The organism is Devosia equisanguinis, from assembly GCF_900631955.1.
GTDB lineage: Bacteria > Pseudomonadota > Alphaproteobacteria > Rhizobiales > Devosiaceae > Devosia > Devosia equisanguinis.
This window is the reverse complement of the sequence record NZ_UZWD01000028.1, coordinates 1-12,837: the sequence shown is the minus strand read 5'-3', so window position 1 is coordinate 12,837 and position 12,837 is coordinate 1. Positions and strand designations below refer to the sequence as shown.

Below are 12,837 nucleotides of genomic sequence, written 5' to 3'. Positions count from 1 at the left end.
CTAGGCGTCGTGTCTAGCCCAGCGTCACATGCGGATAGCGCCCGACATTGGCGAGCAGGTCCGGTTCGATCACCTCAGTCCAGCGCATGCCGGCAATGGCGTGCTGATAGCTGCCGCCGACCTGGTTGGCCGACAGCATCACTGCACCGGCATCCTCAACCACGCTCACGCCAATGCCGATCGTGCAATCGCTGACGACATTGGACGACACCACCACATTGCGCAAAAACGGCCCCCAGCCGGCCGCAATCCCAGCACCGGGCACATTGGCCACCACATTGCCAGTGACCGTGGTTTCGGCCTCGACGAAAATGCCGATCGGAATGGTATCGGGATTCACCGCCGATTTCGGGGTGATATTGCGCACGATATTGCCAGTGCACACCGCGATCTGTCCGCCCGAATCCAGATTGGTGATCGAAATCCCGGTCGCCGCGCCAACCACCACATTATTGGCCACCACCGAGCCGGAAAAGGCGAATTCGGAGAAGATGGCCACCTCGCCGCAGTCGCGACAGACATTGCCGCTGATCTGGGTATTCTTGGTGGTGTTGAGCCGCACTGCCGTGAAGGCGCAGTCCGAAATGTGGTTGTCGGCGACGATCACCTCGTCAGCGCGAAACACATTGATGCCATTGCCGTTCTGGCCATTGCCGCCACCGCGCCAGTCGATTTCCAAAATCCGGTTATTGACGATGATCGACCCATCCGGCCCCTCGACCGAGCGCCAGACCCGTACCCCGGCATTGCCGCATTTGGCGATGCGATTGCCCGTAATCACCAGCCCACGACTATCCATGGCATGAATGGCCGCGTCGCCATGCCCCGAAAAATCGCAATCGCGGATCGTCACGGCCGCCGAGTGAATGCTCAGCGCCACTGCGGGACTATCGCGAAAACTGCACCGCTCCAGCACCACGCCTTGCGCAGCCTCGATCCCCAGCAGCGCCTCGCTGCCGCTGTCGCCCACAAAGCCGATATCGCGCAGCACCACGTTCGACTGCCCCGAAATCGTGCCCACTGCGCTGCCGGCGGCGATCAGCCAGGTGGCACCCGGTACGCCCTCGATAACAACATTGCCCGGGATCGCGAGCCCATAGACCACGAACCGCCCCGGCGGCAGGCTGATGCGCCCGCTGGCATTGGCCAGCAGTGCCGATTGCAGCGCCTGGGTCTGGTTGCCATCCTGCGTCAATGGCACCACCTCCGCCCGCGCCAGGCTTGGGGCAAAGGCTGCAAGGCCGGCAAGACCGGCGACTACATGACGACGATTGGGCATGACATTCTGCATGCTCCGATCATGCCAGCTTTCGCCGGCCTTGCGGGCGGAACTGCTGGGTTTGGTGAATGAATGTGTCCGCCGCCTCTCGCCGCGCATGCGTTCCAGCTTGGCGGTGTCGGGCCGGGTGGCTATAACGGGCTCAGTTTCTAAGCATATGGCAGGTTCGGCATGCTCGTTGACGGCAAGATCTATCTCGGGGCGAGCGACCGGACGGAATATCTCAATCTCAAATACGGCAATCGCCACGGCTTGATCACCGGCGCCACCGGCACCGGCAAGACCGTGAGCCTGCAGGTCCTGGCCGAAGGCTTTTCCGCCGCCGGCGTTCCCGTCTTTGCCGCCGATATCAAGGGCGACCTTTCCGGCATCGCCAAGATGGGCCAGGCGCAAGGCTGGCAGACCAAGCGCGCCGAGGATATCGGCTTCACCGACTACCGCGACGACGTCTTTCCGGTGATCTTCTGGGACCTGTTCGGCAAGCAGGGGCATCCGGTGCGCGCCACCATCTCCGAGATGGGCCCGGTGCTGCTCGCCCGCATTCTCAACCTCAATGACACCCAGGAAGGCGTGCTCAACATCACCTTCCGCGTTGCCGACGAGGAAGGGCTGCTGCTGCTCGACCTCAAGGATCTGCGCGCGCTTTTGGGCAATGTGCAGGAGCGCGCCAAGGAAATCTCCGGCCGCTACGGCAATGTCACCACCGCCTCCATCGGCGCCATTCAGCGCGCATTGCTGGTGCTCGAACAGCAGGGCGCCGACCATTTCTTCGGCGAGCGGGCGCTCGCGATTGCCGATCTCATGCGCGTCGATGCCGATGGCCGCGGTTTCGTCTCCATCCTCGCCGCCGACCAGTTGATGCAGTCGCCGCGCCTCTACGCCACTTTTCTGCTCTGGCTCCTCTCCGAACTCTTCGAAGAGCTCCCCGAAGTCGGCGATGTCGACAAGCCCAAGCTGGTCTTCTTCTTCGACGAAGCGCATCTCCTCTTTGACGATGCCCCCAAGGCGCTGATCGACAAGGTCGAGCAGGTGGTCAAGCTCATCCGCTCCAAGGGCGTCGGCGTCTACTTCGTCACCCAGAACCCCGTCGACATTCCTGAAAGCGTGCTGGCCCAGCTGGCCAACCGCGTGCAGCATGCTTTGCGCGCCTACACTCCGCGCGAGCAGAAGGCGGTAAAGGTCGCCGCCGACACCTTCCGTCCCAACCCCGCCTTTTCCACCGCCGAGGCCATCACCCAATTGGGAATCGGCGAAGCACTGGTTTCGGTGCTCGAGGACAAGGGCGTGCCCTCCATGGTGGGCCGCACCCTCATTCGTCCGCCATCAGCCCAGGTCGGCCCCATCACCCCGGCGGAGCGCGATTCCATCATCGCCAATTCCCCGGTCGGCGGGCTCTATGACACCGTCATCGATCGGGAATCTGCCTATGAGGTGCTGCAGAAGCGGGCCCGCGAAAAGCAGCTTGCCGACGAACGCGCCAAATACGATGCCGAGCGTCAGGCCGACGCTGACCGCTATGCCAAGGAACGTGAACGGCTGGAAAAGGCGGCCGCACCCCGCCGCACCTCAACCCGCCAGACGCCGACCGAAGCGGCCGTCAATTCCTTCGCCCGCACCGTTGCCAATCGGCTGGGCAATGCCCTGGTGCGCGGCATTCTCGGCGGCCTCAAGGGAAAACGCTGACCCATGTCCGGTCTCCAGCAAACCACACCCGTCATCGGCATCTTCGCTTCCGACAAAGGCCCCGGCGATCCCGAACGCGCCAGCCTGATGGGCGAGGCCGGGCGCCTCTTCGCTCGCCGCGGCGTGCGCCTGGTCTGCCTGGCTGAAAACGACGCCCTGCCTGTGCCATTGATCACTGCCGCCCGCGCCGCCGGTGGCACTGTCGATGTGCTGGCCGATGCCAGCATCGTGCTGCCGCCGGCTCTGGCCAATGTGCCTGTTTCCGTAGTGCCTGAGCGCGCTGCGCGTCATGCTCAGCTGGCGGCGATGTCGACAATTCTGGTGGTCCTGCCCGGCTCGCTGGCCTCGGCCACCGCGCTGTTCGAGACCTGGTCGTCCACGCCCTCGCGGCCCATCGTCTTCCTCAATCGCCACCGCGCCTTCGAAGTGCTGCGCGGCTTTGCCGGCGACGTGCTGTCCCATGCGGTGCCCGGCTATGACCGGAACCTGCAATTCGCCGACACTGTCGAAGACCTCTGGAACAAGGTCAATTGGCTGCTGCAGCAGCAGACCACCTAGAGCCGCTCAGACCCGCGGCTCGAAGCCAGGCCCACTGCCATTGGGAAACAGCGGCACCACATTGTCGTTGAAGCGTCGGCCCGGATTGGGCTGCGGCTGGGGCATTGGCACCCGCTCCCGCCGCTCCGGCCCCAGATAGCCGGAGGCAAAGGCACCGACAATGCTGCGCGTATGCAGGCGCGTCTGCACCCGCTGCAAGAGGTGGCGCGGCGACATCGGCTTGAGCACAACCTCGTCGATCCCGGCGCTGATCGCCTGGTGGCGCATGGGCGGGGTGATGGCGCGGGTCAGCGCAATGACAGGCAGGTCGCGCGACACCAGCGAAGGGTTGAGCCGAATGGCCTCCACCATCTCATAGGCCGGGCGCCCGTCACGGTCGAAATCGACCACCAGCAGGTCCAGCGGCGCGATGCGCATATAGGCAAACAATTCGGATTCGCTATCGAAAGGCCGCACCCGCAGGCGCGAGTCGCCGGCCAGAACCATGGTCAACACGGCGGAAAGCGCCGGATTGGCGGCCATAATGGCAATGGTCTTGGCCGATACAGTCAAAGTGAGCCCTCGATTGGTAAAGGTTTCGTTAACATGACTATCCCGGCGAATGAAGCGCCCAGTGCGCCTCAGCCGACAAGATCGGCAAAAAAGTAAACGCGGCGGCAGACGAGGGCGGGGGCCGGAGCAGGCACCTGCGTTGACAGCGCCATGCATGTGAACTAAAGTTAACATATGATCGAAGTCCGTCAGACTACGGTTTTTGCGAAATGGCATCGGGAACTGGGTGATCGCAGGGCCTCGCAGACCATTGCCCGCAGGCTGGTCCGGGTCCAGGCAGGGCTGATGGGCGACGTCAAATTCTTCGACGGGATCGGAGAATTTCGTATCGATTACGGCCCGGGTTATCGCGTCTATTTCGTTCAACGTGGACGGGTACTGATTGTCTTGCTCTGCGGCGGTGACAAATCGAGCCAGGACCGGGATATCGCGCGAGCCCGGCAGATGGCTAAGGAGATCGACAATGGCGATTGAAATCCTGCCCTATGATGGGTCCGAATATTTTGAGGATGAAGCAGGTCAGCTTGAGCTTTTGGCAGAGGCCTTCGAAACGGGCGATGCGGCATTGATTTCCCATGCTCTGGGTGTAGTCGCCCGCGCCCGGGGCATGACTAGCATTGCCCGTGATGCCGGGGTTACCCGTGAGGCGCTCTACAAGGCGCTGAGCGACAAGGGCGACCCCAAGCTCTCGACCCTGCTCGGGGTGATGAAGGCGCTGGGCGTGCGTCTGGCCGCGCAGCCCGCCGTGCCTGCCGAATAGGGCACATCGGCGGCCACATCTTTCCCGATTGCGGGAATCGGTGCCATCATCGGCGGCAATGTTGAGCGTAAACCTCCGGCTAAATCGGCCTGGCGGCGCTCAGCTACGTTGCGATATCGCCATGTTGAGGCCTATTTACCTGATCGCCGGCTTGATCTTGGTGGCGCTTGGCATAATCGGCGCCTTCGTGCCGCTGATGCCGACCACTATTTTCCTGATCCTGGCGGCCTGGTGTTTTGCGCGCTCCTCGACCCGGCTCGAAAACTGGCTGCTGGATCATCCACGCTTCGGCCAGACCCTGCGCGACTGGCAAGATACCGGGGCCATTTCGCGGCGCGCCAAGGCCCTGGCCTGCAGCGGCATCGTCCTGGGCTTCGCGCTGTTCTGGATCGGCGCCCGGCCAGGCCTCTGGCTGTGGTTGCTGGTCGCAGCCATCCTCGCCGCCTGCGCCGCCTTCATCCTCACCCGCCCCGATCCTACGCGCTGAAAATACCGAGAACGGCTAAATCGCCTTCTCCGTCTCCGCATCAAAGACATGCAGGCGTTCCGGCGCGATGGCGAGGCCGATATCGGAACCCGCCTGCACGGTGCTGCGGCCGGTAATCACCACGGTCAGCTCCGGCGTGCCGCCGGTGGTGACATAGGTCAGCGATCCGGTCGATTCCACCACCGTCACCGGCAGCACCAGATGCGCTTCCGCGATATCCACGACCTCCAGGTGCTCGGGCCGCAGCCCGACCACCACCTTGCGACCGGGATCGCGGCGCCCGCTGAGGGCGAGCCTCTTGGCGCCCGGCAGGTCCAGCGTCACGCTGGTGCCATCGGCATCCACGCTGCCCGGTACGAAGTTCATCGCAGGCGAACCGATGAACCCGGCCACGAACCGGCTGGCGGGCGTATCGTAGAGCGACAGCGGGCTGCCCTGCTGTTCGATGACGCCGTCGCGCATCACCACCACATGGTCGGCCATGGTCATGGCCTCGATCTGGTCATGCGTGACATAGACCGAGGTGGCGCCCAGCCGGTCGTGCAGGGCGCGGATTTCCTTGCGCATATGCACCCGCAAAGCCGCGTCGAGATTGGACAGCGGTTCATCGAACAGGAACGCCTTGGGGCTGCGGATGATCGCCCGACCCATGGCCACGCGTTGCCGCTGCCCGCCCGACAATTCGCGCGGATAGCGATGCATCAGGTTCTGCAGCCCGATCGTCTTGGCCACCTCCTCTGCGGCGCGCTTGGCCTCTTCGCGCGGCACATGCTTGAGCCGCAGCGAATAGGTCAGATTCTGCTCCACCGTCATATGCGGATAGAGCGCATAGGACTGGAACACCATGGCCACGTCGCGCTTGCGCGGCGGCACTCCGTTCATCACTTCGCCGGCGATCTTCATCGTGCCGCCCGAGATGGTTTCGAGCCCCGCCAGAGAGCGCAACAGCGTGGATTTCCCGCACCCCGAAGGCCCCACCAGCGCTACGAACTGGCCCTTGGGAATGGTGAGATTGATGTCCTTGAGCGCGTGGAAGGCGCCATAATGCTTGTCGATGCCGACGAGTTCGATCTGGGGCTGTGCGCTCATTTGAGAGCTCCCGAAGTGAGGCCGGAAACGATGCGGCGTTGCAGGATGACGAAGGCGGCGAGGATCGGGGTCACATAGATGGCCGAATAGGCCATGATGGAGTTCCAGTCGGTCGAATTGGGGCCAAGGAAACTGGCGAGACCCACGCTGGCGGGCTGCAGGGCAGGGTCCTGGATGATCGACTTGGAATAGATATATTCCCCGAAGGCGCTCATGAAGGTGAGGATGCCGCAGACCAGGATGCCGTTGCGTGCCAGGGGCAGCACGATGGAGAAAAACGCCCCCACGCGCGAATTGCCATCGACCAGCGCCGCCTCCTCGAGTTCGCGCGGCACGCTCATGAAGGTGGCGCGTACCAGCACCACGAAGAACGGCATGGCCTTGGCGGCGGCGGCCAGGATCACCGCTTCGCGCGGGAAGTTCAACAGGCCCACCTGGTTGAAGCCGACAAAGAGCGGCGTGATCATCACCGATGGCGGCAGCACCTGCAGCATCAGGATCAGGAACAGTCCTATATCCACCCAGACGCTGCGATAGCGCGCCAGCACATAGGCGCATCCCGTGCCAAGGAGCACGGTGATGGCCGTGACGCCCGAGGCGATAAGCACCGAATTCCAGAGGAATTTCGGCATGGTGCGCCCCGTCCACACGCCGGGATAGATGCTCGGATCTGGCGCCAGCGGCCAGAAGGTCGGTGGATTGGCATAGATTTCCGAGGCGGACTTGAGGCTGGTCACATACATCCAGTAGAGCGGAAACAGGTAGAACGCCGCCAGCACCAGCGCCACCGTCAGCAGCAGCCATTGCGTCTTTGTCTGGGTCATCCGCGCACCTCGTGACGGGTGGAGCGTACATAGATGATCGATGCGAACAACACGAGCAGGAACATCATCACCGAAATCGTGGCGCCCTTGGCGAAATCAAAGCTGGAAGCTCATCTTCCACGACCAGTAGCCGGCCACGGTCGAGGTATTGGCCGGGCCACCCTCGGTGATCGCCGGAAACAGGTCGAACTGCTGCAGCGTGCCGATCAGCCCCAGCGACAGCACCGCCCCGATGGTCGACCGCATCATCGGCAGGGTAATGGTCCAGAAGCGCTGGAACGCATTGGCCCCATCGAGCTCGGCGGCCTCGTAGAGATCCTTTGGGATTGCCGCCAGCCCCACCGAGAGCAGCAGCATGTTGAAGGCCAGGCCCAGCCAGATATTGGCGATGACCACGGCCCAGATGGAAAAATTCGGGTCCGACTTCCAGAAAATGGTGCCGTCGATAATGCCGACGGCCTTCAGCATCGCATTGAGCACGCCGAAATCACCGGCAAGGATGAAGCTCCAGATGCCGCCGACCACCAGCCCCGGCATCACCCAGCTCACCAGGAACAGCCCGCGAATGGTCGAAGCGCCGGGAAAATTCTGGGCGAAGAAGATGGCCAGCGCGAAGCCGAGCACGAATTGCCCCGCCATCGAACAGAAAACAAAGATCAGGGTGTTGCGCGTCACCAGCCAGAATTCGGGCTGCTGCACCACCGCGATATAATTCGCAAAACCCGCCCAAGGACGGAAAAGCGCGCCCAGCGTGAACATGTCCACCTGCTGGAAGCTCATCAGCACATTGTATACCAGCGGCAGCCCCGCCAGGGCGAACAGGAACAGCAGGGCCGCGCCGACCAGGATCATGTCGAAGCCGACCCCGTCGCGCAGACTGTTGAAAAATCGGGACATAACGCCTCCTGGCAAAAATCGAAATGACCGGCCGGATCGCTCCAGCCGGCCCAGTCAGGGAGGAAAGGTCAGCCCACAATGCCCTTGATGGTGGCCTGGGCCTGGTCAAGCGCATCCTTGGGCGTCATCTGGCCGGTCATCGCCGCCTGGAAGGCGTCGTAGATGGCCTTGGAGATTTTCTGCCATTCCGGATGCGGACCACGCGGCTGGGCATATTTCAGCTGCTCCTGGAACACCTTGAGCGCTTCGTCGGTGCGGGCATCGCCGGTCGAGGGCAGGGCGATGTCGCTGCGGGCCGGAATGTTTGAGAATTCCGGGAACAGGCGGTCGCTCTGCGAGGCGAAATATTCGAGAACCTTGAAGGCTTCGTCCGGGTGCTTGGTATTGGCGAAGATGCCGAGGTCGAAGTCGCCCATGGCCGACGAGCGCGGGCCACCTTCGGTTTCGGTCGGCAGCAGCGCGACGCCCCAGTCGAACTTGGCGTCGGTTGCCATGCGGCCCAGTTCCCACGGACCAGAGATCGCCATGGCCGCATTGCCGGCATTGAAGGTGCCGGTGGAGTCCCACTGGCCCTGGCTCAGCACGTCCTGCGAAGCCAGCTTTTCGTCCAGCAGCGTCTTCCAGATTTCCAGCGCCTTGACCGCGCCGGGCGTGTTCACTTCCTTGAACGAGCCGCCGCCCATCTGCACCCATGGCAGGAACTGGAACGTGCCTTCTTCTCCGGCGCGGGCCGACCAGGTAATGCCATAGACATTATTGGCCGGGTCGTTGAGCTTGCGGGCGTCTTCGAGCAGTTCGTCCCAGGTCTTGGGCGCCTCGGCAATGCCGGCCTTGGCGAACAGGTCCTTGTTGTAGAACAGGGCGATGGTATTGGTTGCCTTGGGCAGGCCATAGAGCTTGCCGTCCCAGGTGGCGGAGGCCAACGGGCCTTCGTAATAGACGCTGGTGTCGATCACATCGGAATTGGCGACGCGGTCGGTGATATCCAGCATGGCGCCGCGCGAGGAGAACAGCGCGAAATCCGGATTGTCGAGCGAGATGATGTCGGGGGCCTGACCGGTGGCAAAGGCCTTGAGCGCTTCGTTCACCAGGTCGTCGAAGGCCAGGAGGCGGCTTTCCACCACGATGTCGCTCTGGGAGGCGTTAAAGTCCTCCACCAGCTTGGTATAAAGCCCGTTGTCGCCGTCGATCGACCACATCTTGAGGGTGACCTGTGCCATGGCCGGAGCGGCCATGCCCATAACACCCAGTGCAATGCCGGCCATCAGGCCGAGATAGTTCCGTTTCATAAGCTTCCTCCCACGATGCAGTCTTGCTGCTGACGAAAATGCCGAGCGCGGCCCTCCCTGGCCCCGCGCAGCGCCTAGCCGGCAATGGCGACGTAGTCGCCACCCCGGCAATTCCGAAGATGATTGAGCGCATGGATCTGGCCGGTCATTTCCAGTTCCCCGCGATAGACCGGGTCATGCCAGCCTTCGATATCGATGGAGCCGCTCCAGCCGGCCAGGCGCAGCTCGGAGATGATGTCGGTCCAGTTGCTGTCGCCGAAACCGGGCGTGCGCATGAACACGAACTTCTCCTTGCCGAAAATGCCGTGCTCGCGAATGACGTCCCAGCGGATGGTGGCGTCCTTGCCGTGCACGTGGAAAATCTTCTTGGCCCATTTGCGCACCTGCGGCAGCGGGTCGATCAGATAGACCATCTGGTGGCAGGGCTCCCATTCGAGCCCGATATTGTCGTCCGGCGTCTCGTTGAACATCAGCTCCCAGGCATCGGGATTGTGGGCGATGTTCCAGTCCCCGGTCGCCCAGTTGCCGTCCATGGCGCAGTTCTCGAAGGCGATTTTGACGCCCTTGTCGGCGGCGCGCTTGGCCAGTTCTGACCACACCTTCTTGTATTGCGGCAGACTATCGGTCAGCGGCTTGTTGCGGATGCGCCCGGTAAAGCCGGCGACGCAGGTCGCGCCGAAATGGTGGGCATTGTCGATGCAGTCCTTCCAGCCCTGCAGGGTCTGGCGGTCCATCTCCTCGTCTTCCAGCGGATTGCCGAACATGCCGATTGTGGAAATGGTAATGTCGCGGTCGCCGATCGCGTCCTTGCTGCGCTTGCCCAGCTCGGCAAGGTCCTGCCCATTGGTGGTCTGCCAGAAGAACGGCTCGAAACTTTCAAAACCCAGATCGGCGATTTCGCCGATACGGTCGGCGGCCTTGCCCGACGAAGCGCTGACCATGGTGCCGATGCGAATGGATTTGGCCGGATTGCTCAATTCAATAATTCCTAAGCTGAAATGGTGACGCGCTGTCCGGTCCTGGCGCTTTCGATCGCGCCAAACACCATGGCCAGGCTCTTGATATTGTCGGTGCCCACCGTTTCCGGCGCCCGGCCGGCTCCGATGGCGCCGAGAAAGTCGGCGAGCACGCTGGCATGGCCATGCGTCTCGTCTTCATTGACCGGGGCAGGGATGTCGACCGGCTTGAGATTGCGGAGGAAACCGGTATCGCCATCGACGATCCGAGCCTCGAAAGTGTCGGCGCCGTCCCAGATCAGCGTGCCCTTGCTGCCGATGATGCGCCAGGCGCTTTCCCAGCTGGTATTGGCGCCTTCGGCCGCCCAGGACCCACGATAGTTGAACACCACGTCATCGGCGAATTCGAAGATGGCGTTGGCGGCAGCGCCATGCCGATACCAGGAGCCCCGCGGATTGGTTTCGAGGCAATAGACGGCCTTGGGTGCCTTGCCGGCCATGAAACGGGCGGCATCCAGCGTGTGGATCGCCATGTCCAGCAGCAGCACATTGTCCATCTCTTCGCGGAACCCGCCGAAATGGGCGCCGATGAAGAAATCGCAATTGAGGCTCGTGAGCTCGCCCAGCAGCCCGCTTTCGATCAGGCGGCGAATGCGGCGCACCCCGGCAATGAAGCGGCGGTTCTGCACCACGGCGTGAATGCGTCCGGCAGCCTGTGCCTGGGCGATCATCGCGCGCCCCTCTTCGATCGACGCCGCCATCGGCTTCTCGCTCAGCACGTGGCAGCCATGGCGCAGGCCGGTCTCCACCACCTTGGCGCGGGCGGCCGGAATGACCACGTCGAACAGCAGGTCAGGTTTGGTGGCGGCCAATACGGCATCGAGATCGGTGCCGATCGCGGCTTCGCTGAGGCCGAACTCGGCGGCACGCGCCTCGGCCGTGGCCCGATCGAGATCGACGAGGCCGACAATCCGCACCCGATCCTTGAGCAGGGGGTGCTCGGAAACTGCCGACAACCAGCCTTTGGACATGCCGCCGCAACCGGCCAGCACCGCCGTAAATACCAAGATCGCCTCCCTCTGGACTTTCGCGTCTCATTGCCGTCTTGTGCGGCGTCTTGAAACACTGTTCCGTAAACGTTTACGACGATAGTATTGGCATTGCCGTCAAGTCAAGATGGATTCAGAAACGTTTACGCACGCCGTGCCGCTGTGGAGAAATTTCAAAAAATATGAATGGTATCAGGCGCTTGGCGCACGACCTCAATATCTCTATCGGCACAGTATCGCGCGCGCTCAATGGCAAGCCTGATGTCAGCGATGAGACGCGCAAGCGTGTTCTCGAAGCAGCGGCGGCCATTGGTTACGTCCCCAACCAGGCCGGTCGCTCCCTGCGCCAGGGCAAGACCGGCGTCATCGGTTTCATGATGCAGAGCGGCTCTGAGATCACCGGCGACGGCGACGTCTTCTTCATGAGCGTCTTCGACGGCGTGCAGACCGTCTGTGCGCGCCACCAGCTCGACCTCGTGGTGCTGCTGTGCTCGTCCGAGGAGGACCCGGACGCCTATCTCCAGCGCGTAGTGGCGCGCGGCTTTGTCGACGGGCTGATCATTTCCGCCACCAAGCGCCATGATCATCGCATCCAGTTTCTGGCCGAGCGCAACATTCCCTTCATCGCCCTGGGGCGCAGCCTGACAGAAGCCGGGCATCCCTGGCTCGATCTCGATTTCGAGGGCATGGCACAGACCGGAGTCGACCGGCTGGTGCAAAAGGGTCATCGGCGCATCGGTGTCTTCGCGCCGATCGACGACATCAATCTCGGCTTCGTCTTTGTCGACAGCTATCGCGCGGCCCTCGAGCGCCATGGCATTGCCTTCGATCCCGACCTCGTTTTCCGCGCCTATCCCAATGATCGCGGTGGTCACGAGATTGGCGAACGCGTCGCTGCCATGCCGGAGGACAAGCGTCCCACCGGCTTTGTGCTCACCAATGAAATGCTGACAGTCGGGCTCTATCGCGGCCTCTACGATTGCGGCATCAAGCCGGGCGCCGACATTGCCATCATCGGCCGCCACAGCACCAATTCGCAATATCTCAACCCAAAACTCACCTGCTTCTACCTGTCGCTGCGCGACCTGGGCATCGAACTGGCAGAGGGCCTGCTCGCCACCATGCCCGCCTATGCCGCCCACTACCCCCACGGCGTCATCCGCCGCGTCGTGCCCCTCACCCTCATCGAAGGCGGCAGCGACCAACCGGCAAAAGGGTAGGGTGCACAACGGGAACCAGGCGCGCGCCCACGCTCGTCCTACTCCTCCCCCTCCTTCAGGGGGAGGCGGGGTGGGGGTGCTGCAACACGCTCAAACCCACATGCAGTAGTGCTGATCTAGACCATTTCAAACTGAGGTGGACTCTGTGCTCTTTCGCCTCCCTCCCCCTTGAGGGGAGGGATTGAGGGTGGGGG

General features: G+C 62.8%; 13 protein-coding genes and 1 pseudogene. 6 read left to right on the top strand and 8 right to left on the bottom strand.

What is annotated here, in order from left to right; all coding sequences use genetic code 11:
• Positions 1 to 13: 13 nt before the first annotated feature.
• On the bottom strand, positions 14 to 1,279 hold the full coding sequence (locus tag DEVEQU_RS11265; protein WP_164550358.1) for a TIGR03808 family TAT-translocated repetitive protein: 1,266 nt from the start codon (positions 1,277 to 1,279) through the stop codon (positions 14 to 16).
• Between the two features lie 171 nt (positions 1,280 to 1,450).
• On the opposite strand from DEVEQU_RS11265, the gene DEVEQU_RS11260 reads away from it, so the two are divergent.
• Positions 1,451 to 2,962 (top strand): helicase HerA-like domain-containing protein, encoded by a 1,512-nt coding sequence (locus tag DEVEQU_RS11260; RefSeq protein ID WP_126150681.1) that lies wholly within the window; start codon positions 1,451 to 1,453, stop codon positions 2,960 to 2,962.
• Positions 2,963 to 2,965: 3 nt separating this feature from the next.
• Positions 2,966 to 3,520, top strand: a complete 555-nt coding sequence (locus DEVEQU_RS11255; RefSeq protein WP_126150680.1) for an LOG family protein — start codon at positions 2,966 to 2,968, stop codon at positions 3,518 to 3,520.
• Between the two features lie 6 nt (positions 3,521 to 3,526).
• On the opposite strand, the gene DEVEQU_RS11250 is transcribed toward DEVEQU_RS11255, so the two are convergent.
• On the bottom strand, positions 3,527 to 4,072 hold the full coding sequence (locus DEVEQU_RS11250; RefSeq protein WP_164550357.1) for a response regulator: 546 nt from the start codon (positions 4,070 to 4,072) through the stop codon (positions 3,527 to 3,529).
• A gap of 174 nt (positions 4,073 to 4,246) precedes the next feature.
• Here DEVEQU_RS11250 and DEVEQU_RS11245 point away from each other — a divergent pair, with 174 nt between their 5' ends.
• The 3 genes from DEVEQU_RS11245 to DEVEQU_RS11235 all read left to right on the top strand — a co-directional run bounded on the left by DEVEQU_RS11245 (position 4,247) and on the right by DEVEQU_RS11235 (position 5,319).
• Positions 4,247 to 4,546 (top strand): type II toxin-antitoxin system RelE/ParE family toxin, encoded by a 300-nt coding sequence (locus DEVEQU_RS11245; RefSeq protein WP_126150678.1) that lies wholly within the window; start codon positions 4,247 to 4,249, stop codon positions 4,544 to 4,546.
• Positions 4,536 to 4,832, top strand: coding sequence for an addiction module antidote protein (locus DEVEQU_RS11240; protein WP_126150677.1), 297 nt, complete (start codon positions 4,536 to 4,538; stop codon positions 4,830 to 4,832). The genes DEVEQU_RS11245 and DEVEQU_RS11240 overlap by 11 nt, the downstream gene beginning before the upstream one ends.
• A gap of 121 nt (positions 4,833 to 4,953) precedes the next feature.
• The gene (locus DEVEQU_RS11235; RefSeq protein ID WP_126150676.1) at positions 4,954 to 5,319 is read left to right on the top strand and encodes a YbaN family protein; all 366 of its coding nucleotides are present in this window, start codon (positions 4,954 to 4,956) and stop codon (positions 5,317 to 5,319) included.
• A 15-nt stretch (positions 5,320 to 5,334) separates the two neighbouring features.
• Here the strand turns inward: DEVEQU_RS11235 and DEVEQU_RS11230 are convergent, their stop codons facing one another.
• The 6 genes and pseudogenes from DEVEQU_RS11230 to DEVEQU_RS11205 form a co-directional block, all read right to left on the bottom strand.
• Positions 5,335 to 6,408: an ABC transporter ATP-binding protein gene (locus DEVEQU_RS11230; RefSeq protein WP_126150675.1), complete on the bottom strand. Its 1,074-nt coding sequence runs from the start codon at positions 6,406 to 6,408 to the stop codon at positions 5,335 to 5,337.
• Positions 6,405 to 7,232 carry a carbohydrate ABC transporter permease gene (locus DEVEQU_RS11225; protein WP_126150674.1) on the bottom strand — a complete coding sequence of 276 codons (828 nt, stop codon included), beginning with the start codon at positions 7,230 to 7,232 and terminating at the stop codon, positions 6,405 to 6,407. Before DEVEQU_RS11225 ends, DEVEQU_RS11230 begins: the two co-directional genes overlap by 4 nt.
• A pseudogene (locus tag DEVEQU_RS11220) lies at positions 7,229 to 8,129 on the bottom strand (carbohydrate ABC transporter permease). The gene DEVEQU_RS11225 and the pseudogene DEVEQU_RS11220 overlap by 4 nt, the downstream one beginning before the upstream one ends.
• A gap of 68 nt (positions 8,130 to 8,197) precedes the next feature.
• The gene (locus tag DEVEQU_RS11215) at positions 8,198 to 9,418 is read right to left on the bottom strand and encodes an ABC transporter substrate-binding protein (RefSeq protein WP_126150673.1); all 1,221 of its coding nucleotides are present in this window, start codon (positions 9,416 to 9,418) and stop codon (positions 8,198 to 8,200) included.
• Positions 9,419 to 9,492: 74 nt separating this feature from the next.
• On the bottom strand, positions 9,493 to 10,395 hold the full coding sequence (locus DEVEQU_RS11210) for a sugar phosphate isomerase/epimerase family protein (protein WP_126150672.1): 903 nt from the start codon (positions 10,393 to 10,395) through the stop codon (positions 9,493 to 9,495).
• An 11-nt stretch (positions 10,396 to 10,406) separates the two neighbouring features.
• A complete protein-coding gene (locus tag DEVEQU_RS11205; RefSeq protein WP_126150671.1) occupies positions 10,407 to 11,441 on the bottom strand; it encodes a Gfo/Idh/MocA family protein in 1,035 nt (344 codons plus the stop codon).
• A 164-nt stretch (positions 11,442 to 11,605) separates the two neighbouring features.
• On the opposite strand from DEVEQU_RS11205, the gene DEVEQU_RS11200 reads away from it, so the two are divergent.
• The gene (locus tag DEVEQU_RS11200; protein WP_126150670.1) at positions 11,606 to 12,643 is read left to right on the top strand and encodes a LacI family DNA-binding transcriptional regulator; all 1,038 of its coding nucleotides are present in this window, start codon (positions 11,606 to 11,608) and stop codon (positions 12,641 to 12,643) included.
• The last annotated feature ends 194 nt before the right edge of the window (positions 12,644 to 12,837 follow it).

What these genes read in the sequence shown, in the direction of transcription:
- DEVEQU_RS11230 (WP_126150675.1), bottom strand. Translation starts at nt 6,408, where the DNA reads ATGAGCGCACAGCCCCAGATCGAACTCGTCGGCATCGACAAGCATTAT.
- DEVEQU_RS11235 (WP_126150676.1), top strand. Translation starts at nt 4,954, where the DNA reads ATGTTGAGGCCTATTTACCTGATCGCCGGCTTGATCTTGGTGGCGCTT.
- DEVEQU_RS11245 (WP_126150678.1), top strand. Translation starts at nt 4,247, where the DNA reads ATGATCGAAGTCCGTCAGACTACGGTTTTTGCGAAATGGCATCGGGAA.
- DEVEQU_RS11255 (WP_126150680.1), top strand. Translation starts at nt 2,966, where the DNA reads ATGTCCGGTCTCCAGCAAACCACACCCGTCATCGGCATCTTCGCTTCC.
- DEVEQU_RS11200 (WP_126150670.1), top strand. Translation starts at nt 11,606, where the DNA reads ATGAATGGTATCAGGCGCTTGGCGCACGACCTCAATATCTCTATCGGC.
- DEVEQU_RS11260 (WP_126150681.1), top strand. Translation starts at nt 1,451, where the DNA reads ATGCTCGTTGACGGCAAGATCTATCTCGGGGCGAGCGACCGGACGGAA.
- DEVEQU_RS11225 (WP_126150674.1), bottom strand. Translation starts at nt 7,232, where the DNA reads ATGACCCAGACAAAGACGCAATGGCTGCTGCTGACGGTGGCGCTGGTG.
- DEVEQU_RS11240 (WP_126150677.1), top strand. Translation starts at nt 4,536, where the DNA reads ATGGCGATTGAAATCCTGCCCTATGATGGGTCCGAATATTTTGAGGAT.
- DEVEQU_RS11265 (WP_164550358.1), bottom strand. Translation starts at nt 1,279, where the DNA reads ATGCCCAATCGTCGTCATGTAGTCGCCGGTCTTGCCGGCCTTGCAGCC.
- DEVEQU_RS11215 (WP_126150673.1), bottom strand. Translation starts at nt 9,418, where the DNA reads ATGAAACGGAACTATCTCGGCCTGATGGCCGGCATTGCACTGGGTGTT.